This window comes from Streptomyces longhuiensis, from assembly GCF_020616555.1.
GTDB classification, from domain to species: Bacteria; Actinomycetota; Actinomycetes; order Streptomycetales; family Streptomycetaceae; genus Streptomyces; species Streptomyces longhuiensis.
In genome coordinates, this window is record NZ_CP085173.1 from 591,636 (window position 1) to 618,161 (window position 26,526).

Annotated in this window: 23 protein-coding genes and 5 pseudogenes; 11 read left to right on the top strand and 17 right to left on the bottom strand. The window is 68.9% G+C overall.

Annotation, left to right across the window (positions count from 1 at the left end; all coding sequences use genetic code 11):
- Positions 1–318 precede the first annotated feature (318 nt).
- The 3 genes from LGI35_RS02935 (at position 319) to LGI35_RS02945 (ending at position 1,038) form a co-directional block, all read left to right on the top strand.
- A complete protein-coding gene (locus tag LGI35_RS02935; RefSeq protein ID WP_227292012.1) occupies positions 319–519 on the top strand; it encodes a hypothetical protein in 201 nt (66 codons plus the stop codon).
- On the top strand, positions 519–767 hold the full coding sequence (locus LGI35_RS02940) for a hypothetical protein (RefSeq protein ID WP_227292013.1): 249 nt from the start codon (positions 519–521) through the stop codon (positions 765–767). Before LGI35_RS02935 ends, LGI35_RS02940 begins: the two co-directional genes overlap by 1 nt.
- Positions 768–897: 130 nt before the next feature.
- A complete protein-coding gene (locus LGI35_RS02945) occupies positions 898–1,038 on the top strand; it encodes a hypothetical protein (RefSeq protein WP_227292014.1) in 141 nt (46 codons plus the stop codon).
- A 401-nt stretch (positions 1,039–1,439) separates the two neighbouring features.
- On the opposite strand, the gene LGI35_RS02950 is transcribed toward LGI35_RS02945, so the two are convergent.
- The 3 genes and pseudogenes from LGI35_RS02950 to LGI35_RS02960 form a co-directional block, all read right to left on the bottom strand.
- Positions 1,440–2,909, bottom strand: a complete 1,470-nt coding sequence (locus LGI35_RS02950) for an FG-GAP-like repeat-containing protein (protein ID WP_227292015.1) — start codon at positions 2,907–2,909, stop codon at positions 1,440–1,442.
- A gap of 225 nt (positions 2,910–3,134) precedes the next feature.
- Positions 3,135–4,427 (bottom strand): glucarate dehydratase family protein, encoded by a 1,293-nt coding sequence (locus LGI35_RS02955; RefSeq protein WP_227292016.1) that lies wholly within the window; start codon positions 4,425–4,427, stop codon positions 3,135–3,137.
- Positions 4,424–5,367 (bottom strand): annotated as a pseudogene (locus LGI35_RS02960) (5-dehydro-4-deoxyglucarate dehydratase). Before LGI35_RS02960 ends, LGI35_RS02955 begins: the two are co-directional and overlap by 4 nt.
- A gap of 146 nt (positions 5,368–5,513) precedes the next feature.
- On the opposite strand from LGI35_RS02960, the gene LGI35_RS02965 reads away from it, so the two are divergent.
- A complete protein-coding gene (locus tag LGI35_RS02965) occupies positions 5,514–6,335 on the top strand; it encodes an IclR family transcriptional regulator (protein WP_227292017.1) in 822 nt (273 codons plus the stop codon).
- A 218-nt stretch (positions 6,336–6,553) separates the two neighbouring features.
- Here LGI35_RS02965 and LGI35_RS02970 read toward each other — a convergent pair whose 3' ends face one another.
- The 4 genes and pseudogenes from LGI35_RS02970 to LGI35_RS46330 form a co-directional block, all read right to left on the bottom strand.
- Positions 6,554–6,748, bottom strand: a complete 195-nt coding sequence (locus LGI35_RS02970) for a DUF6417 family protein (RefSeq protein WP_227292018.1) — start codon at positions 6,746–6,748, stop codon at positions 6,554–6,556.
- Positions 6,749–7,076: 328 nt separating this feature from the next.
- Positions 7,077–8,075 carry a type I glyceraldehyde-3-phosphate dehydrogenase gene (gap, locus tag LGI35_RS02975; RefSeq protein ID WP_227292021.1) on the bottom strand — a complete coding sequence of 333 codons (999 nt, stop codon included), beginning with the start codon at positions 8,073–8,075 and terminating at the stop codon, positions 7,077–7,079.
- A 112-nt stretch (positions 8,076–8,187) separates the two neighbouring features.
- Entirely contained in the window at positions 8,188–9,144 is a 957-nt protein-coding gene (locus LGI35_RS02980) for a GlxA family transcriptional regulator (RefSeq protein ID WP_227292022.1), read from the bottom strand.
- Between the two features lie 421 nt (positions 9,145–9,565).
- Positions 9,566–10,033: pseudogene (locus LGI35_RS46330) on the bottom strand (hypothetical protein); the annotation flags it as partial.
- 98 nt (positions 10,034–10,131) lie between these two features.
- On the opposite strand from LGI35_RS46330, the gene LGI35_RS02990 reads away from it, so the two are divergent.
- Together LGI35_RS02990 and LGI35_RS02995 are read left to right on the top strand one after the other, a co-directional pair.
- Positions 10,132–10,407 (top strand): hypothetical protein, encoded by a 276-nt coding sequence (locus LGI35_RS02990; protein ID WP_227292023.1) that lies wholly within the window; start codon positions 10,132–10,134, stop codon positions 10,405–10,407.
- Between the two features lie 764 nt (positions 10,408–11,171).
- Positions 11,172–12,638 (top strand): outer membrane protein assembly factor BamB family protein, encoded by a 1,467-nt coding sequence (locus LGI35_RS02995; protein WP_227292024.1) that lies wholly within the window; start codon positions 11,172–11,174, stop codon positions 12,636–12,638.
- Positions 12,639–12,827: 189 nt separating this feature from the next.
- On the opposite strand, the gene LGI35_RS03000 is transcribed toward LGI35_RS02995, so the two are convergent.
- A complete protein-coding gene (locus LGI35_RS03000) occupies positions 12,828–13,661 on the bottom strand; it encodes a PIG-L family deacetylase (protein ID WP_227292029.1) in 834 nt (277 codons plus the stop codon).
- Between the two features lie 658 nt (positions 13,662–14,319).
- Entirely contained in the window at positions 14,320–15,246 is a 927-nt protein-coding gene (locus tag LGI35_RS03005) for a hypothetical protein (RefSeq protein WP_227292031.1), read from the bottom strand.
- Between the two features lie 420 nt (positions 15,247–15,666).
- Here LGI35_RS03005 and LGI35_RS46540 point away from each other — a divergent pair.
- Positions 15,667–15,973, top strand: a pseudogene (locus tag LGI35_RS46540) (transposase); the annotation flags it as partial.
- Between the two features lie 202 nt (positions 15,974–16,175).
- On the opposite strand, the gene LGI35_RS03015 reads toward LGI35_RS46540, so the two are convergent.
- The 5 genes from LGI35_RS03015 to LGI35_RS03030 all read right to left on the bottom strand — a co-directional run bounded on the left by LGI35_RS03015 (position 16,176) and on the right by LGI35_RS03030 (position 21,323).
- Complete coding sequence (locus tag LGI35_RS03015) at positions 16,176–16,667, bottom strand: nucleotidyltransferase domain-containing protein (protein ID WP_227292033.1); 492 nt, start codon at positions 16,665–16,667, stop codon at positions 16,176–16,178.
- A 213-nt stretch (positions 16,668–16,880) separates the two neighbouring features.
- Entirely contained in the window at positions 16,881–17,426 is a 546-nt protein-coding gene (locus LGI35_RS03020) for a hypothetical protein (protein ID WP_227300769.1), read from the bottom strand.
- Positions 17,427–17,747: 321 nt separating this feature from the next.
- Entirely contained in the window at positions 17,748–18,833 is a 1,086-nt protein-coding gene (locus LGI35_RS46340; protein ID WP_341483340.1) for a PP2C family protein-serine/threonine phosphatase, read from the bottom strand.
- A gap of 267 nt (positions 18,834–19,100) precedes the next feature.
- Positions 19,101–19,262: a hypothetical protein gene (locus LGI35_RS46345; RefSeq protein ID WP_341483341.1), complete on the bottom strand. Its 162-nt coding sequence runs from the start codon at positions 19,260–19,262 to the stop codon at positions 19,101–19,103.
- 222 nt (positions 19,263–19,484) lie between these two features.
- On the bottom strand, positions 19,485–21,323 hold the full coding sequence (locus LGI35_RS03030; protein ID WP_227292035.1) for a glycoside hydrolase family 15 protein: 1,839 nt from the start codon (positions 21,321–21,323) through the stop codon (positions 19,485–19,487).
- A 196-nt stretch (positions 21,324–21,519) separates the two neighbouring features.
- On the opposite strand from LGI35_RS03030, the gene LGI35_RS03035 reads away from it, so the two are divergent.
- Positions 21,520–21,726 (top strand): hypothetical protein, encoded by a 207-nt coding sequence (locus LGI35_RS03035; protein WP_227292036.1) that lies wholly within the window; start codon positions 21,520–21,522, stop codon positions 21,724–21,726.
- A gap of 41 nt (positions 21,727–21,767) precedes the next feature.
- Here LGI35_RS03035 and LGI35_RS03040 read toward each other — a convergent pair.
- Positions 21,768–21,890: pseudogene (locus LGI35_RS03040) on the bottom strand (IS5 family transposase); the annotation flags it as partial.
- A gap of 155 nt (positions 21,891–22,045) precedes the next feature.
- Here LGI35_RS03040 and LGI35_RS03045 point away from each other — a divergent pair.
- Positions 22,046–22,168, top strand: a pseudogene (locus LGI35_RS03045) (VOC family protein); the annotation flags it as partial.
- 157 nt (positions 22,169–22,325) lie between these two features.
- Here the strand turns inward: LGI35_RS03045 and LGI35_RS03050 are convergent.
- Positions 22,326–23,384, bottom strand: a complete 1,059-nt coding sequence (locus LGI35_RS03050) for a zinc-dependent alcohol dehydrogenase family protein (RefSeq protein ID WP_227292039.1) — start codon at positions 23,382–23,384, stop codon at positions 22,326–22,328.
- Positions 23,385–23,394: 10 nt separating this feature from the next.
- On the opposite strand from LGI35_RS03050, the gene LGI35_RS03055 reads away from it, so the two are divergent.
- Positions 23,395–23,589 carry a hypothetical protein gene (locus LGI35_RS03055; protein ID WP_227292041.1) on the top strand — a complete coding sequence of 65 codons (195 nt, stop codon included), beginning with the start codon at positions 23,395–23,397 and terminating at the stop codon, positions 23,587–23,589.
- 862 nt (positions 23,590–24,451) lie between these two features.
- Positions 24,452–25,159 (top strand): phosphatase PAP2 family protein, encoded by a 708-nt coding sequence (locus LGI35_RS03060; RefSeq protein ID WP_227292051.1) that lies wholly within the window; start codon positions 24,452–24,454, stop codon positions 25,157–25,159.
- 38 nt (positions 25,160–25,197) lie between these two features.
- Here the strand turns inward: LGI35_RS03060 and LGI35_RS03065 are convergent, their stop codons facing one another.
- Positions 25,198–26,523, bottom strand: coding sequence for a glutamate-1-semialdehyde 2,1-aminomutase (locus tag LGI35_RS03065; protein WP_227292053.1), 1,326 nt, complete (start codon positions 26,521–26,523; stop codon positions 25,198–25,200).
- Positions 26,524–26,526 lie beyond the last annotated feature (3 nt).

The following is a 26,526-nucleotide window of genomic DNA, read 5'->3' on the forward strand; positions in this document are numbered from 1 at the left end:
CGCCGAGCCCCACGCTCGCCGACGGGAACAGACCGGACCCGCTGCGCACCCATAGCCCTCCGACTACGTTTTATGCGCATTCACGCATATATGAGTCCTCCATGACCAACGAGATTCAGGGCCAAGGCGAAGATTGAAAGCGCCCCCTCGGAATGAGTACGGCGATGGACCCTGACCTCATTGGCCACTCCAACAACTACGTCCCCGCGGGCGAAGGGCCACGACATGCGACGACCAGACCCGGCCCCCACCAACTCCCTGACACCGGGACCCGCCGCCCGCTACGGTTAGACCCCTCAGGCACATGCGGGAGGAACCATGGCGCACCTCGTCTTCGACCCCGACGAGCAGAACGCCCTGCGCGCCGACGCCCGCGACCTGGCCCTCACCGACCCCGGCGTCGCCTACGTCCTCGAGCGCCTCGCCGCCGAAGGCGCCGACCTCGCCGAATGCACCGACTGGGAAGACGCCCGCCTCGACGCCGGCCTGCCGCCGCGCACTGCGAGCAGCGCCGCCTAGTGGGCAAACGCTCCCCCCGCCGCGCGCGGATCGTTTTCTACGACGTCGCCCGCGAGCAGCTCGAGGCGATGAACGATGCAGAACTCGCGCGCCTCGACCTCGCCTTGGACATCATCGCCGCGGACCCGCAGATCGGCGTGCAGTCGAAGAACGGATCCGTCCGCACCTACCAGCAGGACCGGGTCCGCGTCGTGTACGTACCGACCGCGCTCGGCACCCTCGTGCTCGTCGCCTACGTCGAAGCCTGAACGTGAGCGGCACCTGCCGCCCGACGAACCCTGGCAGCCAGCCCAACAGGCCCCGCCCTAAAGGCCATCCGAAGAGCCGCGACCCGCCTGGATTCGATCGCTCCCTCTCTCATCCCCACGGCTACGCGGCATGCACTTCCTCAGAGCCGCAGTCGTCGCCACCGTGGCGGTCGGCTCGCAGGTGAACGTGTTGTTGCGCTGGGCCTGCTGGACCTCGCTCGCCGAGACCATGGCGGCCGTCCTGGTCGCTGACCGCCGACAGCTCACCTGACCGCTTGAACGGATCCACACGAGCACCCCACCACCACCGAACCCGGGATGGAGGGCCGCTCACATGCACTACCGAGTAGCCCTCATGGGCCGGCAGTCTGAGATCTCAGTCGGCTCGCACTCCCCAAAACCGTGGCCTGCTGTTCTTGGCCTGTCTCACTACGCCCGCCACGGTCTTCGCCTCACGGGCGGGACCAAATCCTCCCGGCAATCCAGTCCCGCGTCAGCGGCCGTTACGTCCGCTGGTGGGCGCGACGCATCCGTACCGACGCAGAGCCCGGCCTGCCACCCCTTCCGAGTTGTGCACCTGTCGAGGCGCACATCGCGTGCCCCGGGCGGGGAGGTTCGGCTCGTCCCCCGTCGGACGCTGCGGTAGCGGGCGCAACGTCCGACGGGGCGCGCTCAGTGACTACTCAGCGGCTTGCCGTACTTCTGAGCCGTGGAGAGGTACGGGAGACCCAGCGTGCGGGGCGAGAAGGCTGCCGAACCGGCGGCCGAGCCTTTGGGGAGAAGCCATACGGCGCCCAGAGAGGCGTTCTCGTCCGGGGATCCGACCGTCACGTCCGGCACGCCGTCGGCGTTGTGGTCGCCCGCGGCGACCGCCGCGCCGAAGGCGTCACCCGCCTCGGCGACGCCCGGGACGCCCGGTGTGTCCTGGTTCCAGGCGACGGAACTGGCAGCGCCGTTGGCGTCGAGGAGTCCCTGCGGACCGCCGCGCAGCAGCCAGGCGGCGCCCGCCTTCGCTTTGCTTCCGATGGCCTCACCGGGAGCGCCCGCGATCAGGTCGTCGCGGCCGTCGCGGTTGACGTCGGCGACGGCGAGGGCGGCGCCGAAGCGGTCGCCGTCCTCGGCCGCCCCCGGGACGCCCGCGGTGTCCTGGTTGAGGGTCTGGGCACGGCTGCCGAACGAGCCGCTCGCGGGGCTTCCGTAGTGGATGTGGATGCCGCCGCCCTTGGCCAGCTTCTCGGGGCCGCACGGGTCGTCGATGTTCTCGTCGGCGATCTCACGGCACTCGCCGAGCGCCAGGTCGTCGTGACCGTCGCCGTCGAAGTCGCCGGCGGCCAGGGCCGTGACACCGGCGTTGTCCGTGTTCCAGAAGTTGGCCATCTCGGACTGGCCGGCGTCCCACTTCCACAGCCGCACGTGGGACTGTGTGTTGGGGTCGCCCGCGGTCCAGTACGCCACGGCGAGGTCCGCCGTGCCGTCGCTGTCGAAATCGCCGGTGGCCAGGACGGGGGCACGGCCGCCCATGGGGGCGGCGACGACGGTGGTGACCATGCTGTCCTCGCCCACGATGACGCGAGCGACGACCTTGTCCGTGCCGCCGATCACGATCGTTTTGTTGCCGCCGCCGGTGAGGTCGGCCGCCGCGAGCGATGTGCCGTACGCGGCCGACGGTGACGGCCCGGTCAGGACCGTCGACCCCGGACCCGGCCCATTCCTCGAGCCGCCTACGGCGATGACCATGCCCGCGTCCGTGCCGCGGTCGGTGACGTCCTCGCCGGGGACACCGGCGAGGAGTTCCGCGATGCCGTCGCCGTTGAGGTCCGTCAGCGCCACGGACGCGCCGAAGCGGTCGCCTGCCTCCGGGGTGCCGGGAACCTCGGGGGTGGCCTGCGTGACACGGATACTTCCGTGGGCGCCGACGCCCTTCGGGCCGCCCCAGACGACGTTCACATAACCGGCCTTGGCCTGGCCGGCCACGGTCCCGTCCGGAACACCGACGGCGAGGTCCGCGTAGCCGTCGCCGTTGAAGTCGCTCGTGGCAGCGCGCGGTGCGGCGGCAGTGGCGCCGGGCGGGAACGCGAACCCGGCGGTGGCCGCGGCGGCGGCCGCGATGGCGTACGTCAAGATGCGGCGGCTGTGTGGCACGGAAGCTCCCACTCGATCGACAAAATTTCGGGCTTGTCTGGTGGGACCGTCGAAGGGGGAAGCTGGTTGTACGGAGTTCACCGGCAGTTTGCGCCAGGTTCGGCTCCACTCGTCGATGCAGCAGGGGCGGGAGTCGCCGGGGCCGGGGCCGCCGGCAGGGAACTCCCGCAACCAGAGCCGGGGGCCGGGGCGTACGAACGCCCTGCTCCCGTCAAGCAGTTGGTGTCACCAGCGGGGCACGGGCGGGGTTTGCCAGGCCGGGTCGGCGACGCGCATCGCGGCCGCGTCGTCGCGCTCGCGCATCGTGCCGTCGTCGTCCAGCCAGCGCTGGTGCAGGACGGCGAGCCTGTCACGGTCGAGGGTGACGCCGAGGCCGGGGGCGTCGGAGACGGTCACCTTGCCGTCCGTGAAGGTGATCCGCTCGTTCAGCACGTCCTCGGACTGCCAGGGGTAGTGCGAGTCGCAGGCGTGGTGCAGGTTCGGGACCGTGGACGCCACGTGTGTCATCGCTGCGAGCGAGATGCCCAGGTGGGTGTTGGAGTGCATCGACACTCCGACGCCGAACGTGCGGCATATGGCGGCGAGTTCGCGGGTGTTGCGCAGGCCGCCCCAGTAGTGGTGGTCGGACAGGACGACCTGGACGGCGTCGCGGGTGAACGCCTCCTTGACCTCGTCGAAGGTCGTCACACACATGTTGGTGGCGAGCGGTACGTCGGTACCGGAGGCGACGGCGGCCATGTTGGGCGTACCGAGAGTGGGGTCCTCCATGTACTCCAGGACGTCCTGCAGCGCTTCGATGACCTTGATGGAGGTCTCGACGGACCAGGCGCCGTTGGGATCGAGTCGCAGCGGGCTTCCGGGGAACGCCTCGGCGAGGGCGCGTATCGCCGCGATCTCCTGCTCGGGCTCGAAGACGCCGCCCTTGAGTTTGAAGGAGCGGAAGCCGTAGCGCTCGGTGAACTTGCGTGCCTGGTCGACGATGCCGGCCGGGTCGACGGCCTCGCCCCAGTCGTCGACCTCGGAGTCGACGCCCTTCGGGTGCGCGCCCCACTTGTAGAAGAGGTAGCCGCTGTACTCGACGGCGTCGCGCACCTTGCCGCCGAGCAGGGCGTGGACCGGCATGCCCTGGGCCTTGCCGAGGGCGTCCAGGCAGGCGACCTCGAAGCCGGAGACGACGGACAGCCGCAGTTTGTCGGCGGTCTGGACGCCTCGCAGGCCGCCCACGTCCACCTGGTTCGTCACTCGTTCCTCGGCCACCGCGACCTCGTCCGCGAGGATGAAGAGGGCGTTGAGGTCTGCGACGGACCGGCCGACGAGCTTCTCGGCGTACGGGCGGGCCAGCTCCAGGTACTTGGTGTCGCCGTAGGTCTCGCCGAGGCCGGTGATCCCGTCCGCGGTGGTGATCTCGATGATCAGGCGGGGGGTGTAGGGCTGGTGCACGCCTTGGGCGTTGAGCAGCGGGGGGTCGGCGACGAGGATCGGGGTCAGCCGGACGTCGGTGATCGTCAGGTCGTTCATCGGGTGGCTCCAACGAGGTTCAGGCCGGTGGTGAGCAGCGTGTCGAGGTCTGCGAGATCTGCGGGGGTCGGGTCGGTGAGGGGTGCGCGGACCGGTCCGACCGGGCGGCCGCGCAGCGGGCCGCTGCCTTGACCAGGGACACCGCATAGCCGGGGCGTCGGTCGCGCAGCTCGACGAAGGGGACGTAGAAGTCGGCGAGGAGCTTGTCGACCCGGCTGTCGTCGCCTGCCGACAGGGCCTGGAAGAAGGCGTTGGCGATCTCCGGGGCGAAGGCGTGGACGGCTGAGGAGTAGGCGGGGATGCCTACAGTTGCGTAGGCGCGGGCCTGGAGCTCGGCTGTCGGGGCGCCGTTGAAGAAGAGGAAGCTGTCGGGGACGGCGAGGGTGCTGCGTTGGAGGCGGTCGAGGTCGCTGTGGCCGTCCTTGAGGCCGATGACGCCGGGGATCGCGGCGATGCGGCGAACGGTCTCCGCGTCGTAGGTCACGTGGTCGCGCTGATAGGCGATGAGGGGCAGCCGGGTGCCGTCGGCGATCCGGCGGAGGTGCTCGACCAGGCCGTCCTGTGGGGCCTTGCTGAGGTAGTGCGGCAGGACGAGGAGTGCGTCGGCTCCGGCCTGTTCGGCGATACGGGCGAAGCGCAGCGCCTGGGCGTAGCCGTAGCCGGTACCGGCTACGACGGGGACGCGGCCCGCCGTCACCTCCACGGCGGCGGCAACGACTTGACCGTATTCCTCGTCGTCGAGAGCGCTGAACTCCCCTGTGCCGCAGGCCGGAAAGACTGCGCCGGGGTTCGTCTCCAGTTGCCCGGCCAGATAGCTGCGGAAGCCGTCGAGGTCGAGCGAGCCGTCGGCGTGGAAGCAGGTGAGTGGGAAGGACAGCACGCCCTGCGCCATGCCGTCGTGCAGCCGCGCCGCAGTGCCGGTGAGGGGGGTCCGAGTCATCATGCCGTCTCCGTATGTAGATGACGTTCGCACATGAGGATGGACAGTAGGCTCGGGAAACCACCCCGTCAATGGGTTCGAGCAAGGGATCCGGCAACAAGTGCAGGCGCGGACAAGCAGGTCGCGACAGTACGTACGATCAACCCATGTCCGAACCTGTTGCGCCTGTCGTGCGGCCGTCCGAGTCCGGCGTGCGCGAGGTGAAGTCGGCCGCTCGCACGGTCGAACTGCTCGAACTCCTCGCCGCCCGCGGCGACCGGCCCGCCCGACTGCAGGAACTCGCCGACGAGTTGGGTGTGCCGCGCAGCTCCATGTACGCGCTGCTGCAGACCCTCATCGCACGCGGTTGGGTACGCACCGACGCCACCGCCTCGCTGTATGGAATCGGCCTGCGCACACTGCTCACCGGCACCACCTATCTGGACACCGACCCCGTGGTCCGCGTGGTGCGCCCGTACCTGGACGATGCCTCGGAGCAACTCGGCGAGACCATCCACCTGGCCCGCCTCGACGGCATGGACATCGCCTACCTCGCGACCCGCGAGTCGCACGAGTATCTGCGCACCATCAGCCGGGTGGGGCGCTGGCTGCCCGCCCACGCGGGCGCACTCGGCAAGGCGCTGCTGGCCGAACACCCTGACGCGGCGCTGCCGGACGCGCCGTACGAGGCACTGACCCCACGCACCCACACCACCAGGGCCGCGCTCGTTGCCGACCTCGCGCAGGTGCGGGCGCGCGGTTACTCAATCGACCGCGAGGAGGGCGTCACCGGCATCGTCGGATTCGGCTTCGCGCTGCGCGTGAACGGCGAAGCGCCGGCAGGGGACGCGATCAGCTGCTCGGTCCCGGTGGCACGGCTCACCGAGGAGCGCGAGCGCCGGATTGTGACCGTGATGCAGAAGGTGCGCGAGGAGATCGAGGTAAGACTGGCGCAGGGCATGGGCGCGGGCGGAGTCGACTGGCGCTGAGCCCCCGGTCTCGAGGAGCGCTTCGGCGGCTCGCAGAAACCCGGCGCCGGCGAAGGCACCGGTCAAGGCCGAGCTCGCCCGACGGCACTGCCACACCCGGGTAGGGGTCCGGAGTTGCGAGGCAGCTCCGGACCCCTTCCTCACTGCCCTGTCCGTACATCGTCCTCGGCAGATGTCCGCGGTGGTCGACGCTCCCACCTGCAAGGAGACAGAGACGTTCAGTTCTCCGAGGGGATACGCGCCGCGATCTCACGCGCGAACCACTGCGCCTCCTCGCTCAGTTCGTCCGGGCCCTCCGCGGCAATCATCTGGAGCAGGCGCAGCAGGTCGTGGGCTTCTTCGAGCGTGAGCAGCTCCAGGTGGCGGGCTGCGGTGTCCTGCTCGGGGATCAGGCTGGTGACATCTGGATTCATGCCGGTTCTAACGACGACCGACGCCAAGAGCATCCACCGGGCCTGCTTCGTGCGCCCGAATGGAGGACGGACGCGGCCCGCCACGCCAGCCCGCTCGCGACTTCACGCAACTCCCCACGTGCGCATCAGGCATAGCCCGACGCTCCTCGCACGCGTCCCCTGGAGCGGAGGGAACAGATGGCCCTGTTCGAGCCATCGGTCACGGCCGGCGCCAGGCCTCACGCGCTGTGACCGAGCGCTCTGGTTGGCCCGACCGGTCAACCAGAGCGCTCAAAGGAAGTGCTGGTCGGCACCGTCGCCGAAGGCGAGGCACCACGCCGGCGTCCGGTCAGCGGGTGGCGAGGAACTCGAGCGTGTCGATCACGCGGTTCGAGAAGCCCCACTCGTTGTCGTACCACGCGACCACCTTGACGTGGCGGCCCTCGACACGAGTCAGAGCCGCGTCAAAGATCGCCGAGGCGGGATTGCCCGTGATGTCGGACGACACGAGCGGGTCGTCCGAGTACTCGAGGATGCCGGCGAGCGGCCCCTCCGCTGCGGCGCGGTACGCCGCCAGCACGTCGTCGCGCGTCACGTCGCGGGCGACGGTCGTATTGAGTTCGACGATCGAGCCCACCGGCACCGGTACGCGGATGGAGTCGCCCGACAGCTTGCCGTCGAGGTTCGGCAGCACCAGGCCGATCGCCTTGGCGGCGCCGGTCGTCGTCGGCACGATGTTGATGCCGGCTGCCCGGGCGCGACGGGCGTCGCGGTGCGGGCCGTCCTGCAGGTTCTGCTCCTGCGTGTAGGCGTGCACCGTCGTCATGAACCCGTGCTCGATACCTGCGAGGTCGTCGAGCACCTTGGCCAGCGGAGCGAGCGCGTTGGTGGTGCAGGAGGCGTTCGAGACGACCGTGTGCACGTCCCGGTCGTAGGCGTCGGTGTTGACCCCGAACGCGAGCGTGACATCGGCGCCGTCCGACGGCGCGCTCACGAGTACCTTCTTCGCACCCGCGTCGAGGTGGGCACGAGCAGCCTTGGCCGAGGTGAAGCGGCCGGTGGCTTCCAGAACGATGTCGACGCCGAGTTCGGCCCACGGCAGCTGCGCCGGTTCGCGCTCGGCCAGCACCTTGATCCGGCGGCCGTCGACGACGAGGACGTCCCCGTCGACGGTCACCGGGCGCCCGAGCCGACCGGCCGTGCTGTCGTAGGCGAGCAGCCGGGCGAGAGTGGCGGGCTCGGTCAGGTCGTTCACGGCGACGATCTCGAGGGCACTGTCGCGCTCCAGCAGTGCGCGCAGCACATTGCGTCCGATGCGGCCGAATCCGTTGATGGCGATGCGAGTCATGAGTGATGTCCCTTTCCTTCGCCACCAGGGTCGCCTGCAGCTCACACCGCTGACAGTGGCGGGATCGCCACGGTTCAAAAGGATCCCGCCACTGCCGGCGGTGCCGGGCGGGCTACTCGCCCCGGGTGAAGGTGCGCCGGTACTCGCTCGGTGTGGTGCCGAGGATGCGCTGGAAGTGCAGACGCAGGTTCGCGCCGGTGCCGAGCCCGACATCGGCGGCGATCTGCTCGACGCTGCGCTGCGAGCGCTCGAGCAGTTCGCGGGCCAGGTCGATGCGGGCGCGCATGACCCACTGCATCGGCGTGTAGCCGGTCTCCTCGACGAAGCGCCGGGAGAACGTGCGCGGCGAGACCTCGGCCTGCCGCGCCAGTGTGTCGAGGGTGAGGGGCTCGCCGAGCCGGTGCAGCGCCCACTCGCGGGTGACGGCGAACCGCTCGCCGAGTGGCTCGGGGACGCTGCGCGGCACGTACTGGGCCTGGCCACCGCTGCGGTAGGGGGCGGCAACCAGACGCCGGGCCGCATGATTGGACGCGGCCACTCCGAGGTCGCCGCGCAGGATGTGCAGGCACAAGTCGATGCCGGAGGCGGCACCGGCCGAGGTGAGCACGCTGCCCTCGTCGACGAACAGCACGTTCTCGTCGACCTGGACGAGCGGGTGCTTGGCCACGAGCGCCCGCGTGTAGTGCCAGTGCGTCGTCGCGCGCCTGCCGTCGAGCAGGCCCGTGGCCGCGAGCGCAAAGGCGCCCGTCGAGATGGCGGCGAGCCGCGCGCCCCTGTCGTGCGCGGCGATCAATGCGTCGACGACAGCCGGCGGCGGGTCGTCCCGGTCCGGGAACCGGTAGCCGGGGACGAAGACGATGTCGGCCCACGCAAGCGCGTCGAGGCCGTGGGCGACGTAGTACGCGAGGCCATCGCCGCCGGCCACGAGACCGGGCGCCGCCCCGCACACGCGCACCTCGTACGGCATGCTCGCGCGGGTCGTGAAGACCTGCGCGGGAATTCCGACATCGAGCGGCTTCGCACCCTCGAGCACAAGGACGGCGACGCGATGGAGGCGGGAGGCTGACACAGGAAAAGGTTACGTGGGGCATGACTTCGATACGTTCACTGCGCGCAGCGGGCAGACGACCGCCCTTCACGCTTTTCAGCGCCTCGTCAGGCCAAGCCAGCTGTGACCTGGCCAATTGTGCCCTGCGCGCGCCTCGTTGGGGGCCAGGTCCCGCCGGTGGTCCGCGACGGCGGGTCTCCGGACCCCGCGTAGGTCGCGTCAGGCAGCGACGGTGGCTGCGTCCTCCGAGAGCAGCTCGGGCATACGCTCCACCAGCACCACGACCCCGACCACCTCGCCGGCCTCGGAGCGGCCGACCCAGACGGGACAGGTGCCGTCCCCTGTCGTACCGAAGGCCGCCAGTTCGCCGTCGGAGGGCGGTGTCGAAGCCGAAGATTCCGTCTTCTCGGAGCAGGCGGAGGTCGTCGTCGGGCCGACGGGCCATCTCCCAACTCGCGGCAGGGCTCTCGCCGACAAGCACACGGACGGCCGTGGTGGCGGTACGTGTGACTTCGCTCCCCGCCCACTCGCTACGCCAAGTGTGGCGGGCCTGCGCCTCCTCCAGTACGTACTCCCCCGGCGGGACGGGGACCGTGATGTGCGGCCCGTCGCCAGATCGCGACAACCCCGCCGCCTCAGCCCGAGTTCTCGCCCCGCTACGTCGGCATACCGACCTCCGGCGACTGCGGGACCGGTTGTGCACACAGCGTGCCCGGCCGCCATCGGGCCCGATCGGCTCGTGGTGGGGAGCCCCCCGTCGTACGGTGGAAGTAGCAGGTGGCGCGCCTCCACAGACACCGTGCGGAGGTGTCCATCTCACCTCAGGTCGCGCACATCCTGGGGTTGTTCCCCTGCGGCCGCCCCGGGACTGGATGCCGTGGGCGACTCCACAACACTCCTGCTCCAGCACCGAGGAGAACTACTCGCCGAGCGCCGCTCGGCCCCCTTCCCGCACGGTTCGAGGCCGGGGCCGGGCCGCGTGACAATCCCGGAAAGCAGGTGCGTCCCATGCCCACGTCGACCCGCGTCGCCGGTGTCCTCACCGGCCTGACCCTCACCCTCGGCGCCACAGCTCTCACCGCCCCCGCCTCCCACGCGGACATCCCCGCCTGCACCAACATGGCCACCCAGGCAGGTGCCAGCGCTGCCGACGCCGTCTCTACGGCATGCCACCGTGGCGTGAGCGGCGACCTGCAGGGCTGTGTGAGCGGGTTGACGGCGGCCGGAGTACCGGGCGGCGCTGCGACCGGCGCGTGCCGGTTGGCAGCCCACGAACCCCGATAGACCCGCCCTCCACGGTCGACACCAGGGCACGAATGCCGGGGCTCCGGTCATGAACCGAAGTCCGGGCTGATGCCACTGTTTTGTCCTCCTAGGCATGCGCCGTACCCGGATCCATCACGCGCGCCAGCACCTCGGCAATATCCCGCACGGGGAAGACCACCGGCGTCCCTTCGGACTGCCAGCAGTCGTCCGGCTCCGCGCCCATCGTCTGTCGGCAGGCCGCAGTACCTGTTCCGCCTCTGCCCCCGTACGGCAGAACGAGATCCGAATCCGTCAGGCTGCACCAATGCGCTGGGATCGAGTCCCTTGACGACGTCGCCAGTGGGCTCGATCGAGCCAGTGGCCCCTGGCCCTGGAGGGGCCAGCCTTCTTACCGGGCGGCGGCAGGGTCAGTCAGCTGTCCAGGTCGATCGTGAAGCGCCCCTTGCCCACTCCGATCGTGTCGGCGTGGACCATGCCACGAGACGATCGCGAGGAGTCAACGACCCGAGACCTGAAGTCCCGGGTGCAGCGGGTGGCCGACGCGTCCGCGCGCGAACACACTGCGAAGCGAGCTCGATGCCCGTCGACCGACTGGTGGCACTGGTGAATGCCAGGTCCTGACCTCTGGGCGGCCCGGGCGCACCGCTGTCTCTCCCTCGGGCCGCTCCACCGCTCGGGGAGTTAGGATCGATCGCCGCATCTCTGGGAAGAGATAAGGCAGTTGACGCCTGGGGGGCGACGTGGTGGAGGACAGCAGACCTGCGCGCAGAACACGGGGAGCCATGTGGGGGGAGGCGTTGCTCGTCGTGGCGGCCGGGCTGGTCGTCGGACTCGCGGTGGCCTTCCACTGGTTCGGCTGGACCTCGATACCGGGCAACGCGTGCGGCGGCCGTTTCAGCCCCTGCCCCGACGGCACCACCCCCACCATCCTGCTGGCGTTCCTGTGCACCTTCGCGGGTACGCTCCTGGTCAACTGGCGGGTCGCCGAACTGACCAGGGTCCGGCCCGGCAAGGCGCTGCCCGCCGTGCTCGTCGTCACGGGCATCCTCCTCGCCCTCTGGCCGGGATGGCAGGCGTACGCGTGGATGCGCGGCCCCGTCCTCGACCGGGCCTGGGTCGCGCCGGTCGACCGGCCTGGCACCGTCAGGGGCGTGGGCAACTGGCCCGTGGACAGCACCGTCGTCCGCGCCCGCACCGACGGTCTCACCAGCTACGACCTCGCCGACGGGCATGAGCGCTGGAGCCTTGACGCGCCCGTGCGCGGATCGGCGTGCGCGATGAGCGACACCGTGGTCGACGGCGTCGGTGTGATCGCCTTCGGCCGCGAGGACGAACCGTGCGACACAGTGTGGGGTGTGGACATCACGAGCGGCCGCAAACTCTGGGAGCGGAAGATCAAGGGCGGCGCCGGGTTCGAGCCGCCCACCGACGGCCGGCTGGCCGCCGACAGCGGCGTCGCCGTCGCTCTGGAGGACACCGCCGTAAGGGGCTTCACCCTGCGCGCGGGCGTCCCGCGCTGGAAACTGGACCTCGGCAAGGAATGCTCGCCGGTTGTCGCCTCGGCCGCGGCGGCCCGTACCCGGGTGGTCGTCCAGTGCATGAGCGGCTCCAAGTTCCGCTCGCTGGAACTGGTCTCGCTCGACACCTCGACCGGCACGCACGTCCGCCGTACCGCGCTCCCGGCGGAGAGCCGCTGGGAAGCGGCCATGGTCCTCTCCGCCCGGCCGTTCGTGCTCTGGCTCAAGGAGAAGGATGACCGTGGCACCGATGCTGTGCTCGCCTTCGGCGACCAGGACCGCCTGCGCGGGTCGGTGAAGGTCTCGGGGCGCGAGGAAGACTTGCGCATGACCGTGGACACCGAACAGGGCTTCGACGCCCGGCCCGCGCTCCGTGCCGCGGTCGCCGGAGACGTTCTGGTGACCGCGGTGACGAAGCCGGGCGAGGCCGTCCCCGGCGCCGTGTCCGGCTACCGGCTCGGCAGCGGACAGCGACTGTGGCACACCGGAACGGACGGGCCGGTCACGGCCCTCACCCGGCTGCCCGGGAACCGACTCGCCATCCTCGCGGGCGGGCGGATCGGCTCCCTCGACCCGCGCACCGGACACCTCGCCGAGGGGCCGCTGATCCGCGAGGGCACCGACGACGTCGCCGAGGCCGCCCAACTTGTGCCCGGCCGCCACGGCGACTGGCTCCTCGTCAACCCCGACGGGACCGGCATCACGCCGCCCCTCCTCAGGGTCAGCAACTGACCTCTATTCAGTTCTATGCCGAGCGGCAGAGAACTGAAGCGGGGCCCACGAGGCGCCCCTGCCGGATCTGCGGGAACGGTGACCCCTCTCGGGGCAGGAACCCCGTCGTCGACGTGACGGGTCCGGCAGGAGACAGCTCAGCTATGCGACAACGAACTGGCATTTTCCATGCCCTGGTCGGAGGTCGGATCAGCGCAGTCCGGCGAAGAGATCGTTCTCGGGTACGGCCGCGCCGGTGGCGTCCTGGACACGTACGAAGGTCTCCATGCCCATCAACTCGCCGAACCTCTCCTTGCCCATCTTGAGAAAGAAGATGTTCTCGCCCTGACTGGCGTGCGCGGCCAGCGCGTCGAACTTCTGACCGCTGAACGCGGTGGTGTCCACCCACGTGGTGATCTCGTCGTCGGGGAGGCCGATCTCGGCCAATGCGGCGGTCTCGGCAGGATCCGGCTCCGGCATGTCCTCATGAAACTCGCGCATGATCTCGCCGAACCGTTGCATCCCCGAACGCGGCATCGTCGTCCAGTACACCTTCGGTGTCAGCTCGGTCAGCTCAAGCGCCGCCATCGTGATGCGGTGGGCCTGGATGTGGTCGGGGTGGCCGTAGAAGCCGTTCTCGTCATAGGTGACGACCACATCAGGTCGGTAGTGCCGCATGAGTTCCGCGAGTCGGGCGGCGCCTTCCCGGACGGGGGTCTGCCAGAAGGATCCGGGGGCGTCGTTGCTCGGCCAGCCCATCATTCCGGAGTCGGCGTAGTCGAGCATCTCCAGATCGCTGATCTTGAGGACGTCACAGCTCGCTTCGAGTTCTTGACGGCGCATCGAGGCGACGGCCGCGGGATCGTGCCCGGGATCGCCCGGCTTGACACCTCCCGGTCCGTCACCGCAACCGCCGTCGGTACACGTCACGAGAACCGTGCGGATGCCCTCCGCCGCGTACCGCGCGAGGACCCCTCCGGTTCCGGTGGCCTCGTCGTCGGGATGAGCGTGCACTGCCATCAGCGTCAAGGGTCGGTCAGTCATGAATAAGTCCTCCTGCAGAAATAGGTCTTGGTTCGAGTCCACGGCGGGCATTCCGCGAGCACTGGGCCCGGATCCTGTCGAGGCGAATGACCTCGCTCCCACCCGTGCGACGCCGGTCCCCCGGTCGATGCAACAGTGCCGGCCGGACCGTCTGTTCCCGCTACGGCCGCTTGGCCTTCTCAGGCGCGGGCGTGAGAACTCGAACGCGGTACAGGCGCGACCTGCATCTCTCAGCACCGCTTCGGATGCTGCGGCTCAGCGAGGAACGCAACCCAGCCGTACCGGCCGGTTCGTGCGGCTGCGCGTCATCGGACGACACGAACGGCACCCGAAGCACGCTGCGCCCCGTCTCCCGCAGCCACCGCCTGGCCTCCTGGATCTCGCGCCGCCAGTAGGCGTCTTCCGGATCGGGCCGGCTGGAAGGCGCGTGCTGTCGGGCGCCCGGGAGGAGGAGGATGGGTACCTACACCACCTTGAATGTCGTGCCGGCCCCCAAGGGCCTGGAAGGCCGCACGTCATCAGGCCGCGCCGCCGGCCGGCACGCGATCTGAAGCCCGCGGCCAGGTGGTGTTCGGGAACGTTGTGCACCACCCCAGGGACGAAGCCCGACGACTACATGGCGGCCGCGCTGCATGAAGGGCATAGCACCCTCAGACGGCTAGGGAACGTCATTCACCGTGATGCTGACCGAAGGAACGCCACCCTCGCGCATTGCGTTTCCGGCCTCCATGCCTGCCCCGTCAGCCTTCGGACGCACCAGAGTGTCGTACGGCTCGTCGGGCCCGGCAATGGCTGTGCTGTTCCCCTTGTCCCATCCGGCGCCGATTGGGATAGTCACCCAAGTGTCTGTGGCGTCGACGGTCACGTTGACCTCGAGGCCGAAGGTGCAGTCGAGTCCCGAGGCGAAGTAGACGTCGAAGGTACGAGCGTCGTTCTGTTCCATCACGACGGGATTTGCGGAAAAGCTCCGTTCGAGGGGGACCTGGGTGTCAGTGCCTACGCTGGGTACTCCGAGCTTGCGGTAACCGTCCTTCATCCGGTACGCGCGCAAGGCGTCGTACTGGCTGACGTCGAAACCCAGCACGTCCCGTTTCACGTCCTCCCCTGGCCCGCCCATGGCCGGAGGAAACACGAGAGTCCCGTGCATGTTCCGTTTGACGTCGTCGACGGTCGCTGCGACCTCGTTGCTGCAGTGCCGGTTCTTGAGGCGGAAGTCCTGAATTGTGGTCGTGTCAGCCTTGAGGGCCTTGATCGTGAACCTGACCGAGTACAAGCCGATCGGACGGCCACCGTTTGTGGTGAGCCAGTCGTTGAACCGCTGGTCCCACTCTGTGCTGTCGGCGACCTCAGGGAAGTTGTACGTGCGCTTCCGGAAGGCGAATTGGTACGCGATGCTCGGCGGCTCGCCACGGGTGACCTTGATGGGGGCCCCTTTGGCGACCCGGTCTGCCGCGGCTTTCTCTGCCTTCTCTCGGTCGTTGGTTTCCTTGTCCGCTGTCGCGCTTGTGTCACTCGATCGGTTGCCGTCCCAAGCGAGGTAGCCGGCCAGTCCACCGAACACGACCGTGGGGATGAGAGCAGCCATGATTGTCGAGTTACGCCACCACGGGCGCTCGGGCTGAGGCTGAGGGGTGGGCGGTGCGGGCTGCGGGACTGGTCCGTACGGGGGAGGTTGAGGTGCTGGAGTGGACGTCCCGGAAGGCGGAGGCTGCGGCCCTCCAGGCGCTGGTTGAGGCGGTGGAGGCGGCTGCGAAGACATGAGTCCCCCGGGTATGAATCTGGCCTGAGGGATGCTGTTGTAGCAGAGCCTTATTGGGGCAGCAACGGACAGACCAGTGGGCTGTCGGGTTTCGGCCAAGCCCGTCGTGGCCGACCACTCTCCCAGTGTGGAAGTGCGCATCGAGCCCGGCCGTCTCGCCCACAGGCTGCGACCCTCGGAGTTGTCCGCAAGTGGGTGCCGTGGTCGGTGGGCGTCAGAGGAAGGCGAGCAGGACGTCCTTTCGAGCCCGGCGCGAAGGAGGCCCTGCAGGAGATCTACAACGTCGAGGACCGCGACCACGCCATGAAGGACCTCGAGCGCGCCAACGGCGGGAAATAGCCCAAGGCCGTGAAGAAGATCACCGATGGCGTCGACGAACTCCTCGCGTCCTACAACTTCCCCGCCGAGCACCGGGCGCACCTGCGCACCACCAGCCCGATCGGGTCCACTTTCAGCACGGTTGAGACTCCGGACCAAGATCACCCGAAGCCAGGGCAGCCCGACCGCCGCGCTGGCCAGGGTCTGCAAACTCACCGGGTCCGCCCAGGCCCGCTTGAAACACGATCACCGCACACCACCCGAAAGCCTGCTTGCCTTCGGCCACCTCCGGGTTGTGCTGGATGTACGTGGCGCCCACGTACATCTCCAAGGCCTCCGCAGGACGGCACTGATTGAACATCAAGTCGTAGAAAGCAAAGCTGGGCGTGAGAACGTGGTAGAAGGCGGAACGCCGGGGCCTTTTGGATCAGGCTGGATCAAAAGTGCGTGGTGATCCCGGAGCTCCGGCGCAGTTGTGCCATGTCGTGCCGATCGCGTTCCGACGGCTCGTATCCCTGGTGGAAATAGACCTGCTGCTCGGCCGACAAGCACGGGACGGAACATCCCTTGATGATGCCGGTCACAAAACACGAGCGGGGGTAGGTGAAAGGGCGCTGCGGTTCGGGTGATGCCTGCATTGCTGAGCCGTCGTCGGCAAACACCAGCGGGTGAAGGTCGATCTCCCGTCCGTCCGCAGCTGCCATGACGAATCGGATGGGTCTCCAATCCACGCTCTCCGCGAAGCCCGCCTCACCAAGGGCCCTCAACGCAGCGGCTTCCTGGTCTTGCCGGTGCATCAAGTCCAGATCGCGGTGGTCTCGGGTCTGTTCGCCGAGCAGAGCATCGATCCCCCACCTTCCCCCGATCCAGACGTCAACGTTCGCCCGTCGCAGCAGAGTTAGAACAAACTGCACGTCGTCAGCTGTCATCACCCGACGCAGACTAGAAGCGTCTGTCTGTGGCAGCGAACGAATTCCGTGCCCCCTGGTACGTCGTAGACAGCACAGCCGGCCTCTACGGGTGTGTGCGCTCGTTAGCCGCGCGGGTGCCGCACGCCCACTGTGGGGGCGAGCTGGGAGTAACGCGGTGTGCGGCCCCGGTGCTGACCGGGCCCGCACACCGTGCTCTCAGCAGGCAGACAGTCAACGTCCGCCGCCACCGCCCCCGCCGCCGCCGTAGCCGCCGCCACCGCCGCCGCCGTCGCCGCCCCCGCCGCCGCCGTAGCCACCGCCACCGCCGCCGTCGCCGCCACCGCCGTAGCCGCCACCACCGCCGCCGTAGCCACCGCCACCGCCGCCGTAGCCACCGCCGCCGTGGTCACCGCCACCGCCGTAGCCACCGCCGCCATAGCCGCCGCCACCGTAGTTGCCACGACCGTAGTCACCGCGACCGTAGTCGTTGTAGCCACCGCGACCGTAGTCGTTGTAGCCACGGCGACCGTAGTCGTTGAAGTAGACGCGACCGTAGTCGTTGTAGTTGTAGTAGTTGCGACCGTAGCCACTGTGCCGGTAGTGGCCGTAGTAGTCACAACGGTTGAACTTCCAGCTCCAGTGCCAGTTCCAGCCGCGGTTGTAGCAATCCCAGTAGCTGGAGTTGTAGTGGTTCGAGCCCGAGTTGGTCGAGGCCGAGGCCGTCCCCGCTGCGCCGATCGCGGCGCCACCAGCCATCAGAACGCCAGTGGCAGTCACCGCGACGACGCGCTTCACGCGAAGTGCTCGCATGAGCCCATTCTCCCTTCCATCGTCTCGCGCACCCGAACGCGAGATGGATGGCCGCGCACGCAAGAAGGACAGGGCGCGCGGTCGAAATGTCACCGCTCTGGAAATTGAAAGACACGCCGTGGCCGTTGCCATCCACCGGCTGTGCCGGCCATGTACGGTCCACACGCGAACCCCGCAGCAGAAGCACTGTCCACCGCGAGAAGACTTCGCCGATGTGGCGCGTCCCGGGTTGCGGTCTCACTGGTAAACGCTACTCCCTATTCACTCCACGTCATCTTGAGCGGGCAATCATCTCGGCACCGAATCCGGTCGATCGGCTCGAGCGACGCCCTCACAGCGGGCAAACCTGCTGGTGGCACAGCCTTGTGAGCACTCACCTGACGTTCCGGCCAGCCACCTCGGCACAGCCGGGCCGGTGCGACGCACGCCGCTCGCCTGACCTGCCGCGACCATGGAGGGCTCCGCGCACCGCATGTGACAGGCGTAGCGAGTGGGGGGATGCTCGCCACATCGCAACCGTCGAGGGCTGAGGATGTTCATCCGCGCGGCCGGGGTGTGGACACAGGGATCCGCATCCGAGCTGCGGGGCGGATGTTCTGCTCGCGTGCCGTTGACGGCGGCGTTTCGCGCGGACGCGTATCGGCACGTTCCTCGGCCGGATGGCCGTTGGGGTGTGGGTGGAGCGGGTGGCGGGGCGGGGACGCGTTCGATGATGAGCAGCGCGATGTCGTCGTTGAGCTGCCCGCCGGTGTGGACGAGCAGGTCTCTGTGGATGTGGCGCAGCAAGGAGTCGGGGCCGGCCACGGGGAACGAGGCGACCCGCTCGGCGAGCGGGTAGAACGCACCGGTGGGTGAGCGGGCTTCGATGACTCCATCGGTACAGAGAACCAGGCAGTCACCAGGAGTGAAGGCGAAGCGGTCAGTGCGCAGAACCGGCGCGGACAGCGCACCCGTCCCCAGGGGCGGTGCGGGGTGGCGCGACGGCAGCTTCGTGACCTGGCGCTCGCGCACCAGCAGTGGCGGTGGATGGCCGCAGCTCTTCATCTCCGCGTGCGGGCCATCGTCCGGGATGTCCAGCACGAGGGCGGTGACGAAGTGCTCCCCGGCGTCGCGTTCGGTAGCGGCGACCTCTTCCAGGTTCCGGCTGACGCTGTCCTCCATGGCTGCCACCAAGTCGGTCAGTGCGGTCTGCCGGTGAGCGCCCCTCGCGGAACGCTCCGAGCACCACCGCCGCCTTACCGATCGAGGCGAGACCCTTGCCGCGTACGTCGCCGCAGACCGCGCGGGTGCTGGGGTGAGCGGTGCGGGCGAAGGCAAGGAGGTCGCCCCCGATCTTGGTCTCGTCCTCCGCCGCCAGATACAGCCACTCCACACGCAGCGGCCCCACTCTGGGGGGTGAGGGTTTCAGCAGCACCAGCTGCGCCGTCTCGGACACCGACCGCACACGGTTGAGCTGCCGGCTGCGCCGCTCCCGCGCACGACAGAAGATCACGATCAGCACGGACAGCACAGTGAGCGAGACGATCTGCGAGATGTGACTGGACGTCCCGAACCCACCGTGCAGCACCCCAACGATCATCTGGGCGGCCACAGCCAGGGCGCCGACCAGGGCAGTGAGCCGAGGTCCCGCGACGGAGGCGATCAGGGCCGGTGCGATGACGAGTAGCGGGCCCAGGTGGACATCCGGCGGGAGTGGACGTCCACAACGGTGATCACCACGATCAGAGCGAACGGAAAGACCACCAGAACGCGGCCCGACGGCCGCTCCAGGAGGCGATCCACCGACCATCGCCGGAGTCTCACACACCGAATTTTGTACCCGCGCAACGCGCTCGCCCCGCCGGACACGCTGCCCCTCGAAGGGGTTCGCACCCGCCCCCACCTGTGCGAACACCAAACACGGACAGCAACCGCATTGCCGTGGCAGGACCACGTGCAGGCGGCTGAGGACCTTGCTGACCACAGCCGCCGCAACCGGTCTCCAGCCTCTTCTCGTGCTGGAACCGTCGGCCGAAGTCCCCGGCCTCAGCCGAGGGCGCGGTCGAGGTTGAAGGCCGCGCTGATCAGGGACAGGTGGGTGAACGCCTGCGGGAAGTTGCCCTGTTGCTCACCGGTGCGGCCGATCTCCTCGGCGTACAGGCCGAGATGGTTGGCGTAGGTAAGCATCTTCTCGAACGCCAGCCGGGCCTCGTCGAGCCGGCCGGCCCGGACCAGTGACTCGACGTACCAGAAGGAGCAGATGGAAAAGGTTCCCTCGTCGCCGCGCAGTCCGTCGGGGCTGACCTGCGGGTCGTAACGGTAAACGAGGGAATCGGAGACCAGGTCCTCGGTGAGGGCGTCCAAGGTGGACAGCCACTTCGGGTCGGTGGGCGCGATGAACTTGGCGAGCGGCATCATCAGCACGGAGGCGTCGAGCACGTCGGCGTCCTCGTACTGTACGAAGGCGCTCCGACGCTCCGACCAGCCGTGGTCCATGATCCGTCGGTAGATGGTGTCCCTGACCTGGCGCCAGCGGCGATGGTCGGCGGGCAGCCCTCGGCGGTTGGCGAGACGGATGGCCCGCTCGATCGCGACCCAGCACATCAGCTGCGAGTACAGGAAGTTCTTGCGGCCGCCGCGGGTCTCCCAGACCCCCTCGTCGGGCTGGTCCCAGTTGTCGCACACCCAGTCGACCAACTGGCACAGGTCGTCCCACTGCCCGCTGGAGATGGGCTGCGCCCACTTGTCGTAGAGGTAGACGGAGTCGATGAGGGCGCCGTAGATGTCGAGCTGGAGCTGGTCGGCGGCTGCGTTGCCGACCCGGACCGGCGCGGAACCCTGGTATCCCTCCAGGTGGGACAGCGCGCGTTCGGGCAGGTCGCAGCGGCCGTCGATGCCGTACATGATCTGGAGCGGCCCGGAGCCGGCGCCGTCACCGGGGCCGATGTGCGTCATCAGGAAGTTCATGAAGGCCTCGGCCTCCCCGCTGAAGCCGAGCCTGAGCAGCGCGTAGACGGCGAAGGCCGCGTCGCGGACCCACACGTAGCGGTAGTCCCAGTTGCGCTCGCCGCCGAGCTGCTCGGGCAGGCTGGTGGTGGGTGCGGCGACGATGGCGCCGGTCGGGGCATAGGTGAGGAGCTTCAGGGTGAGAGCGGAGCGATGCACCATCTCGCGCCAGCGGCCTCGGTAGCGCGACTCGTGCAGCCAGTGCCGCCAGTAGGAGACGGTGGCGTTGAACTCGTGCTCGGCCTCGGCATGGGCGCAGCCGCGCGGCATCACGTGATCGTCGAGCTGGTCGAGGGCGAACACCGCCGTCTCCCCCTCCCCCAGCTTGAAGTCGGCCCACGCGTCGCCGCCGCCGCTCTCCATCGCGACGGTGGACGTGAGCGCCAGGGAGCGCTCCGGGGACTCGAAGAGGATCATGCCGTCCAGGGACCGCAGGGTGTGCGGATCGGCGCCATAGTTGAACCGCGGGGCGATCAGGGACCGGAACGGCACGGTGCCGCGCACACACACCACGCGCCGGATCAGCCGGTGCCGGCACCCCTCGCCCGAGCCGTCACAACAAACGGGCATGAAGTCCTGCACCTCGCCGACGCCCTCCTCGGTGAAGAAGCGGGTGATCAGGACGTTGGTGTCGGGGAAGTAGAACTGCTTGGTGCGAGCGGGTACGGCGGCGGCCAGCTCGAAGCGGCCACCGCGCTCGGCGTCGAGGATCGCCGCGAACACGCTCGGTGAGTCGAAGGAGGGGCAGCAGTACCAGTCGATCGTGCCGTTGGTGCCTACCAGGGCCACACTGCGCAGGTCACCGATGAGTCCGTGCTCGGCGATCGGCAGGTAGCGGGGGCTTTGGGACCGGTGCTGCTCGAAGGATGTCTCGGCCATCTGAGGCCTCCCCGGTCTGGTGTGCGGGCTGCTTCCAGCTTAGGAGCGAGTGAGGCGCCGCGGCGTGCGCAGGCGCTCCTGGCCACGCCGTACCGGCCTCCGGATGCAGGGTGCGCCGAGGCGGGCAATGGTGAGAGTGTGCCCCGTTCTGCGGTACCGGCACGGATGCGGTCATCCGGGCCGATGAGGAGGCAACATGTCTACGTCAGCACCCGAAGAGTCTTGGTCGGCCGACAACCGCCGCACCCCGGACGCCTTGCTTCACTCCGCTCCCTCCAGGGATGTCACGCCTCAGGACCTGGTGATGGCGACGGGCAGGGACGTCACGCCTGCGAGCCTCGACTGGGCCCGCCGCAAGCTGGAAGCCGAGGGGGCGGCGGCGGTCGAGAAGCTGCTGCCCTAGAAGAGCACCTTGCACCGTTGAGGTCGTGTTCGGTGCGGGGGTCAGGTGTTGCGCAAGCGCGGAGCGGATTCACGGGTCCGTCGTCGACTCATGAGGTCGATCATCGCGACGTGGATCATGGCTTCGAAGGGGTGGGGGTGGGTTTCGTAGTCGCGGGCGAAGCGGGCTCCCAAGCGAGAGTCGGCGACAAGCGACATTCAAACCACGGCTGGGCTACCTGGTCGAGCACGAGGGTGCCAACCGTGCGCGTCCCCCTGCATCAACCACCATGATCGGCCCACAGTTCGTCCCCCGCTCACCGCTGGCAGCACGGTAGACCCTGAAGCTCGGTGCACACCCGGCCAACATCGGGCAGACCGGGGAAGAGCAGCGACAGGTCCTGGCCGACCCCGAAGGCAATGAGTTCCGTACGCTCAGGGCCCGCCTTGCCCCACTGCGATAGCAGCGATGCAGGTGAGGTCTCTGGTGGCGGGGTCATCGACCGGGCAGGAGCTCACCGGCTGGCCGAGCCGTGCAGACTGCCCGAGCTGGGCGGCGCCGCGGTTGTCGGCGATCTTGCATCGCCGCCGCACTGCGCCCAGCACCGGCCGGGCCGCGTCCTACGTGCCTTCTTCGTCCTGGCCATCCTCGAAGACGAAGAGCGGTTTTGCGCCATGTGCGGGTGCTTCGGCGAACGAGATGGCTTCAGTGAAGCGTTCGAGCGGGAACGGCTTGCCTTGGGGGATGCTCAGCACTTCATCAGCGACGAGGCTGCGGACCTCGGACAGTGCGCGCAGCGCATCCGCAGGTGAGGCAGCCCCGAACCAGCGGTTCAGCCAGAAGCCGCGGACTGCTTTGGTCTCGTAGATGACCGAGCGTGCGAGCAGCGGGATCGTCAGCGCTGCCGGGTCAGTCTGCCGATGGGTGGAGAGCGCGCCGTAGACCACGACCACTCCTCCCGGAGCCAATGCCTGGGACACCTGGGCACCAACGTCACCCGCGACGCAGTCGGTGGCCTTGCGCACGCCGGCCGGTCCTGCAATCTCAGCCACGCGCTGCAACAGGTCCTCGTCCTCTGTGCAGATGACCTCGTCACCACCAAGCGCCTTGATCTCCTCGACGGCAGCGCGCCGCCGCACGACATTGATCGTGCGAATACCCAGATGCCTGGCCAGCTGAATGACAAGCCGGCCGACAGTGGAGCCCGCGGCCGTCTGCAACAACCATTCACCAGGCTGTACGTCGAGTTCGCGAGTCACCAGTAGCAGCGCGGTCAACGGGTTGACGGCGAGCTGGCAGGCGCTGGAGTCGCTCAGGTCTTCGGGGACCGGCAGGAGCCTTCGTGTATCGGCGACTAGGTATTCCTGCCAAGTGCCGGCCACATGCGGCCCGGGTACCGCCGGGACAGCAACGGCCACCACGCGCTCACCGGTCTTCAGTCCCTCGGTATCCGGGCCCAGGGCCTCGATACGGCCCACGCACTCCATGTGACCCCCGACAGCGGGAAACTCGGGGGAGAAACCGTAGCGGCCACGCAGCACGTGCAGATCACTGGCGTGAATCGGAGTCGCCTTGACGCGGATCAACGCCTGCCCGGCTTCTGGCGTGGGAACAGGACGGGATTCCAGCCGCAGGACATCGGCCGGCTCGCCAACCTTTCCGGCTACGAGCGCGCGCATGGATTGCGGCATGAGTGACCTCGTCTCTCAGCGCCCGACGAACTCGGCGGGCGGTCTGGACAGGAACGATGCCGGCGCCGGCATTCTCGTCGGCGGCCAGGCTCCAGACCTTTCCTCACCGACAGAGCAGGCCCGCGCGCAGAGTGTCATTCGGCGTCGGGTCCCCCTCCAGGCCTTCACCGACGCGCCCCGCATGATCATGTGAACGCGCGGATTCGTGCGGCCCACGGAGGTCCGTGATCAGGACCGCTCGCCGCAGCGCAGCTGCCGCTGGAGGCCCCGACATCACGCTAAGCGCCACTGACAGGCCCTGCAATCCAGCCTCGGGCAGTTCCACCTGGTCGCCAGTCCGTACAGCCGGAGGCGCAGGAGCGAGGTCGGCGTAGTGACTTTGGCCGGGAGCTGCTTTGGCGCGCGTGATCATGGCACCGTGGCGAAGACCTGCGATGTGGTGGAGCCGGCCAGGACCGCACCACACCTAGGCCTTCATGCTCCACCGCAACGCCCGCCTGCCCGTTCACGGCTTCATGCACCGACCCACCGGACAGGTCATCCGCCGCTACGAACGCGACCGGCCGCATCTACAACCACCGTCAATGCCACACCGCACTCGCAGGCAAGCCCCCATAAGCCGCCCAAACAATGCATCAGGGCGACGCAACTCGACGAAAACCCCGGCCCTTCACACCCAGCAGGAAGCGCCTCTCTGGATTGCTCTGACACGCAGGTGCCCACGAGCCGAGCAAGCGACGGCAGGCGTCCACCGACGAACCGGCCTGACCTCCGGCGCCAGGCGCCAGACGCCCTTCTATTTGAACGGAGTTATCGGCGAGCGGACCGTGGGGATCCGTTTTGGGATGGATCGTGTGCATCCGTACGCCAAAGTGACAGATCGAACAGGGCGCGGTTGGTTAGGGTGGCAAGGAGCGGCTGATCAGTGCTCCCGTGGGCAGTTGTGGTCGCTGGACGGTGGTTCGGACACGATGGGGAGGGCTCGCGTTGGATCGCCTGGCCGGAGCTGAAGTGGAAGTCGGCGCAGTCCAGTTCGTACTTGACGCGGTGGGCTTATGAACCACCGTCAGGTATCCGCGATGCTGCTCCCGTCGCTGCGCGTGCGGCTCGGGCTGACCGGAGGGCTCGCCGCGCTGGTGGTCGTCGTGCTCGGGGTTCTGTATGCCGGGGACAGCCAACCCGGCAGGGTGGACGGGCGAGTCTGGTCGGCGGTGGAGGGTGTGGGGCCGCCGTGGTGGCACGTCGCTCAGGCCATGGACTTCTTGGGCGATCCCGCGGGATCGGCGATGCTGATCGTGGGCGTCGTGACGGGCTGCCTGCTGCTGCGCAGTCCTCGCGCAGCGGTGCTCGTCGTCGCCGGCGTCTCCTTCACCGTAGGAACGACGACGCTGCTCAAGCACGTGGTGGGACGCACCATCCATGGCGACGACAACCTGGCCTACCCGAGCGGGCACACCGCCTTCGCCACCGCGCTCGCCCTCGTGGTGGCGCTGCTCGCGACCGGCCGGCTCAGCCTCGGAGGGGCGGCCGGCACCTCACTCGTGCTCGGCGCGGCGCTGGGCGCCGGCGCCGCCATGGGCTGGGCACAGGTCGTCCTGGGCGCGCACTACCCGACGGACGTTCTCGGCGGCTGGTGCACCGCGCTGGCGGTGACACCGGCGACCGCCTGGCTGGTCGACCGGACGGCCGACCGGCTGAGCGAGAGAGCTGCCGACCGGCTGGAGGACAGGATGTCCGACGCCGGTCGGCGGAAGCTTCCCTGACCATCACGTGACGTGACGTGACGGCGCAGCCCGTCTCGTCACGCCAAGCGCCGGAAGACCGGTTTCACCGGCCGCCCGCCCATCCAGGAAGTGGGGTCAGCGGCGTCCAGCGCCTTCCGGTACACCGCGCACGCCTGAGCCACCACCTCGACAGTACGGTCGATGTCCGCGTCGTCGAGCGCGCTGCTCACCACGAACGACGGGGCGAGGACTCCGCCCGCGAGGAGCCGGCGCAGGAACAGGGTGCGGTACTCCTGCGACGGCTGCAGGTTCTCGTCGAGGGTGGCGAAAACCAGGTTGCTGGCACGGCCACGGACGACGACGTGGTCGCCCACGCCCATGCCGGCCGCTGCCTCGCGGACTCCGGCGGCCAACCGCTCGCCCAGGGCGTGCAGGCGCGCGGTGATGCCCTCCTCGGTGTACGTGGTGAGCACGGCCATCGCGGCGGCCAGCGAGTGCGTCTCCGCACCGTGCGTCGTGGACAGCAGGAACACCCGGTCCCCTGAGTGGCGCAGGCCGCCCCGCTCCATCAGGTCGCGGCGCCCGGCCAGCGCCGAGACGGCGAACCCGTTCCCCAGCGCCTTGCCGAACGTGGAGAGGTCGGGGGTGACGCCGTACAGGCCCTGGGCGCCCGCCTCGGACCAGCGCAGACCGGTGATCATCTCGTCGAAGATCAGTACGCAGCCGTACCGGTCGGCCAGTTCACGCAGGCCTTCGAGATACCCGGCCGGCGGCTCGCTGTGGCCGGCGGGTTCGAGGATCAGGCACGCGACCTCGTCCTCGTACCGGCTGAGCACCTCCTCCGTGGCGGCCAGATCTCCGTAGGGGAACGCCACGGTGAGCTCGGTGGTCTGCGCGGGGATGCCGGCGGACATCGGTGTGGTGCCGATGAACCAGTCGTCGACGGAGAAGAACGGATGGTCGCCGCAGATGGCCACCCGCGGGCGCCCGGTGGCGGCACGGGCCAGGCGTACCGCGGCGGTGGTGACGTCGGAGCCGTTCTTCGCGAACTTGACCATCTCGGCGGTCGGCACCGTGGCCAGGAAGCGTTCGGCGGCCTCGACCTCCACGATGGACGGACGGACGAAGTTGCTGCCGCGGTCGATCTCCCGCCGCACCGCTTCGAGCACGCGCGGGTGGGCATGGCCGAGGCTGACCGACCGCAGTCCTGAGCCGTACTCGATGTAGCGGTTGTCGTCGATGTCCCACACGTGGGCGCCGTGGCCGTGGCTGATGACCGGGGCCAGGTGCTCGGGGTACTGGTCCTCGCCCTTGGCGTAGGTGTGCGCGCCCCCGGGGATCAGGGCGTGCAGCCGCTCGTTCGCCTGCTGCGACCGGGGCAGGGTGAACTCTTCGGTGTCCACGCT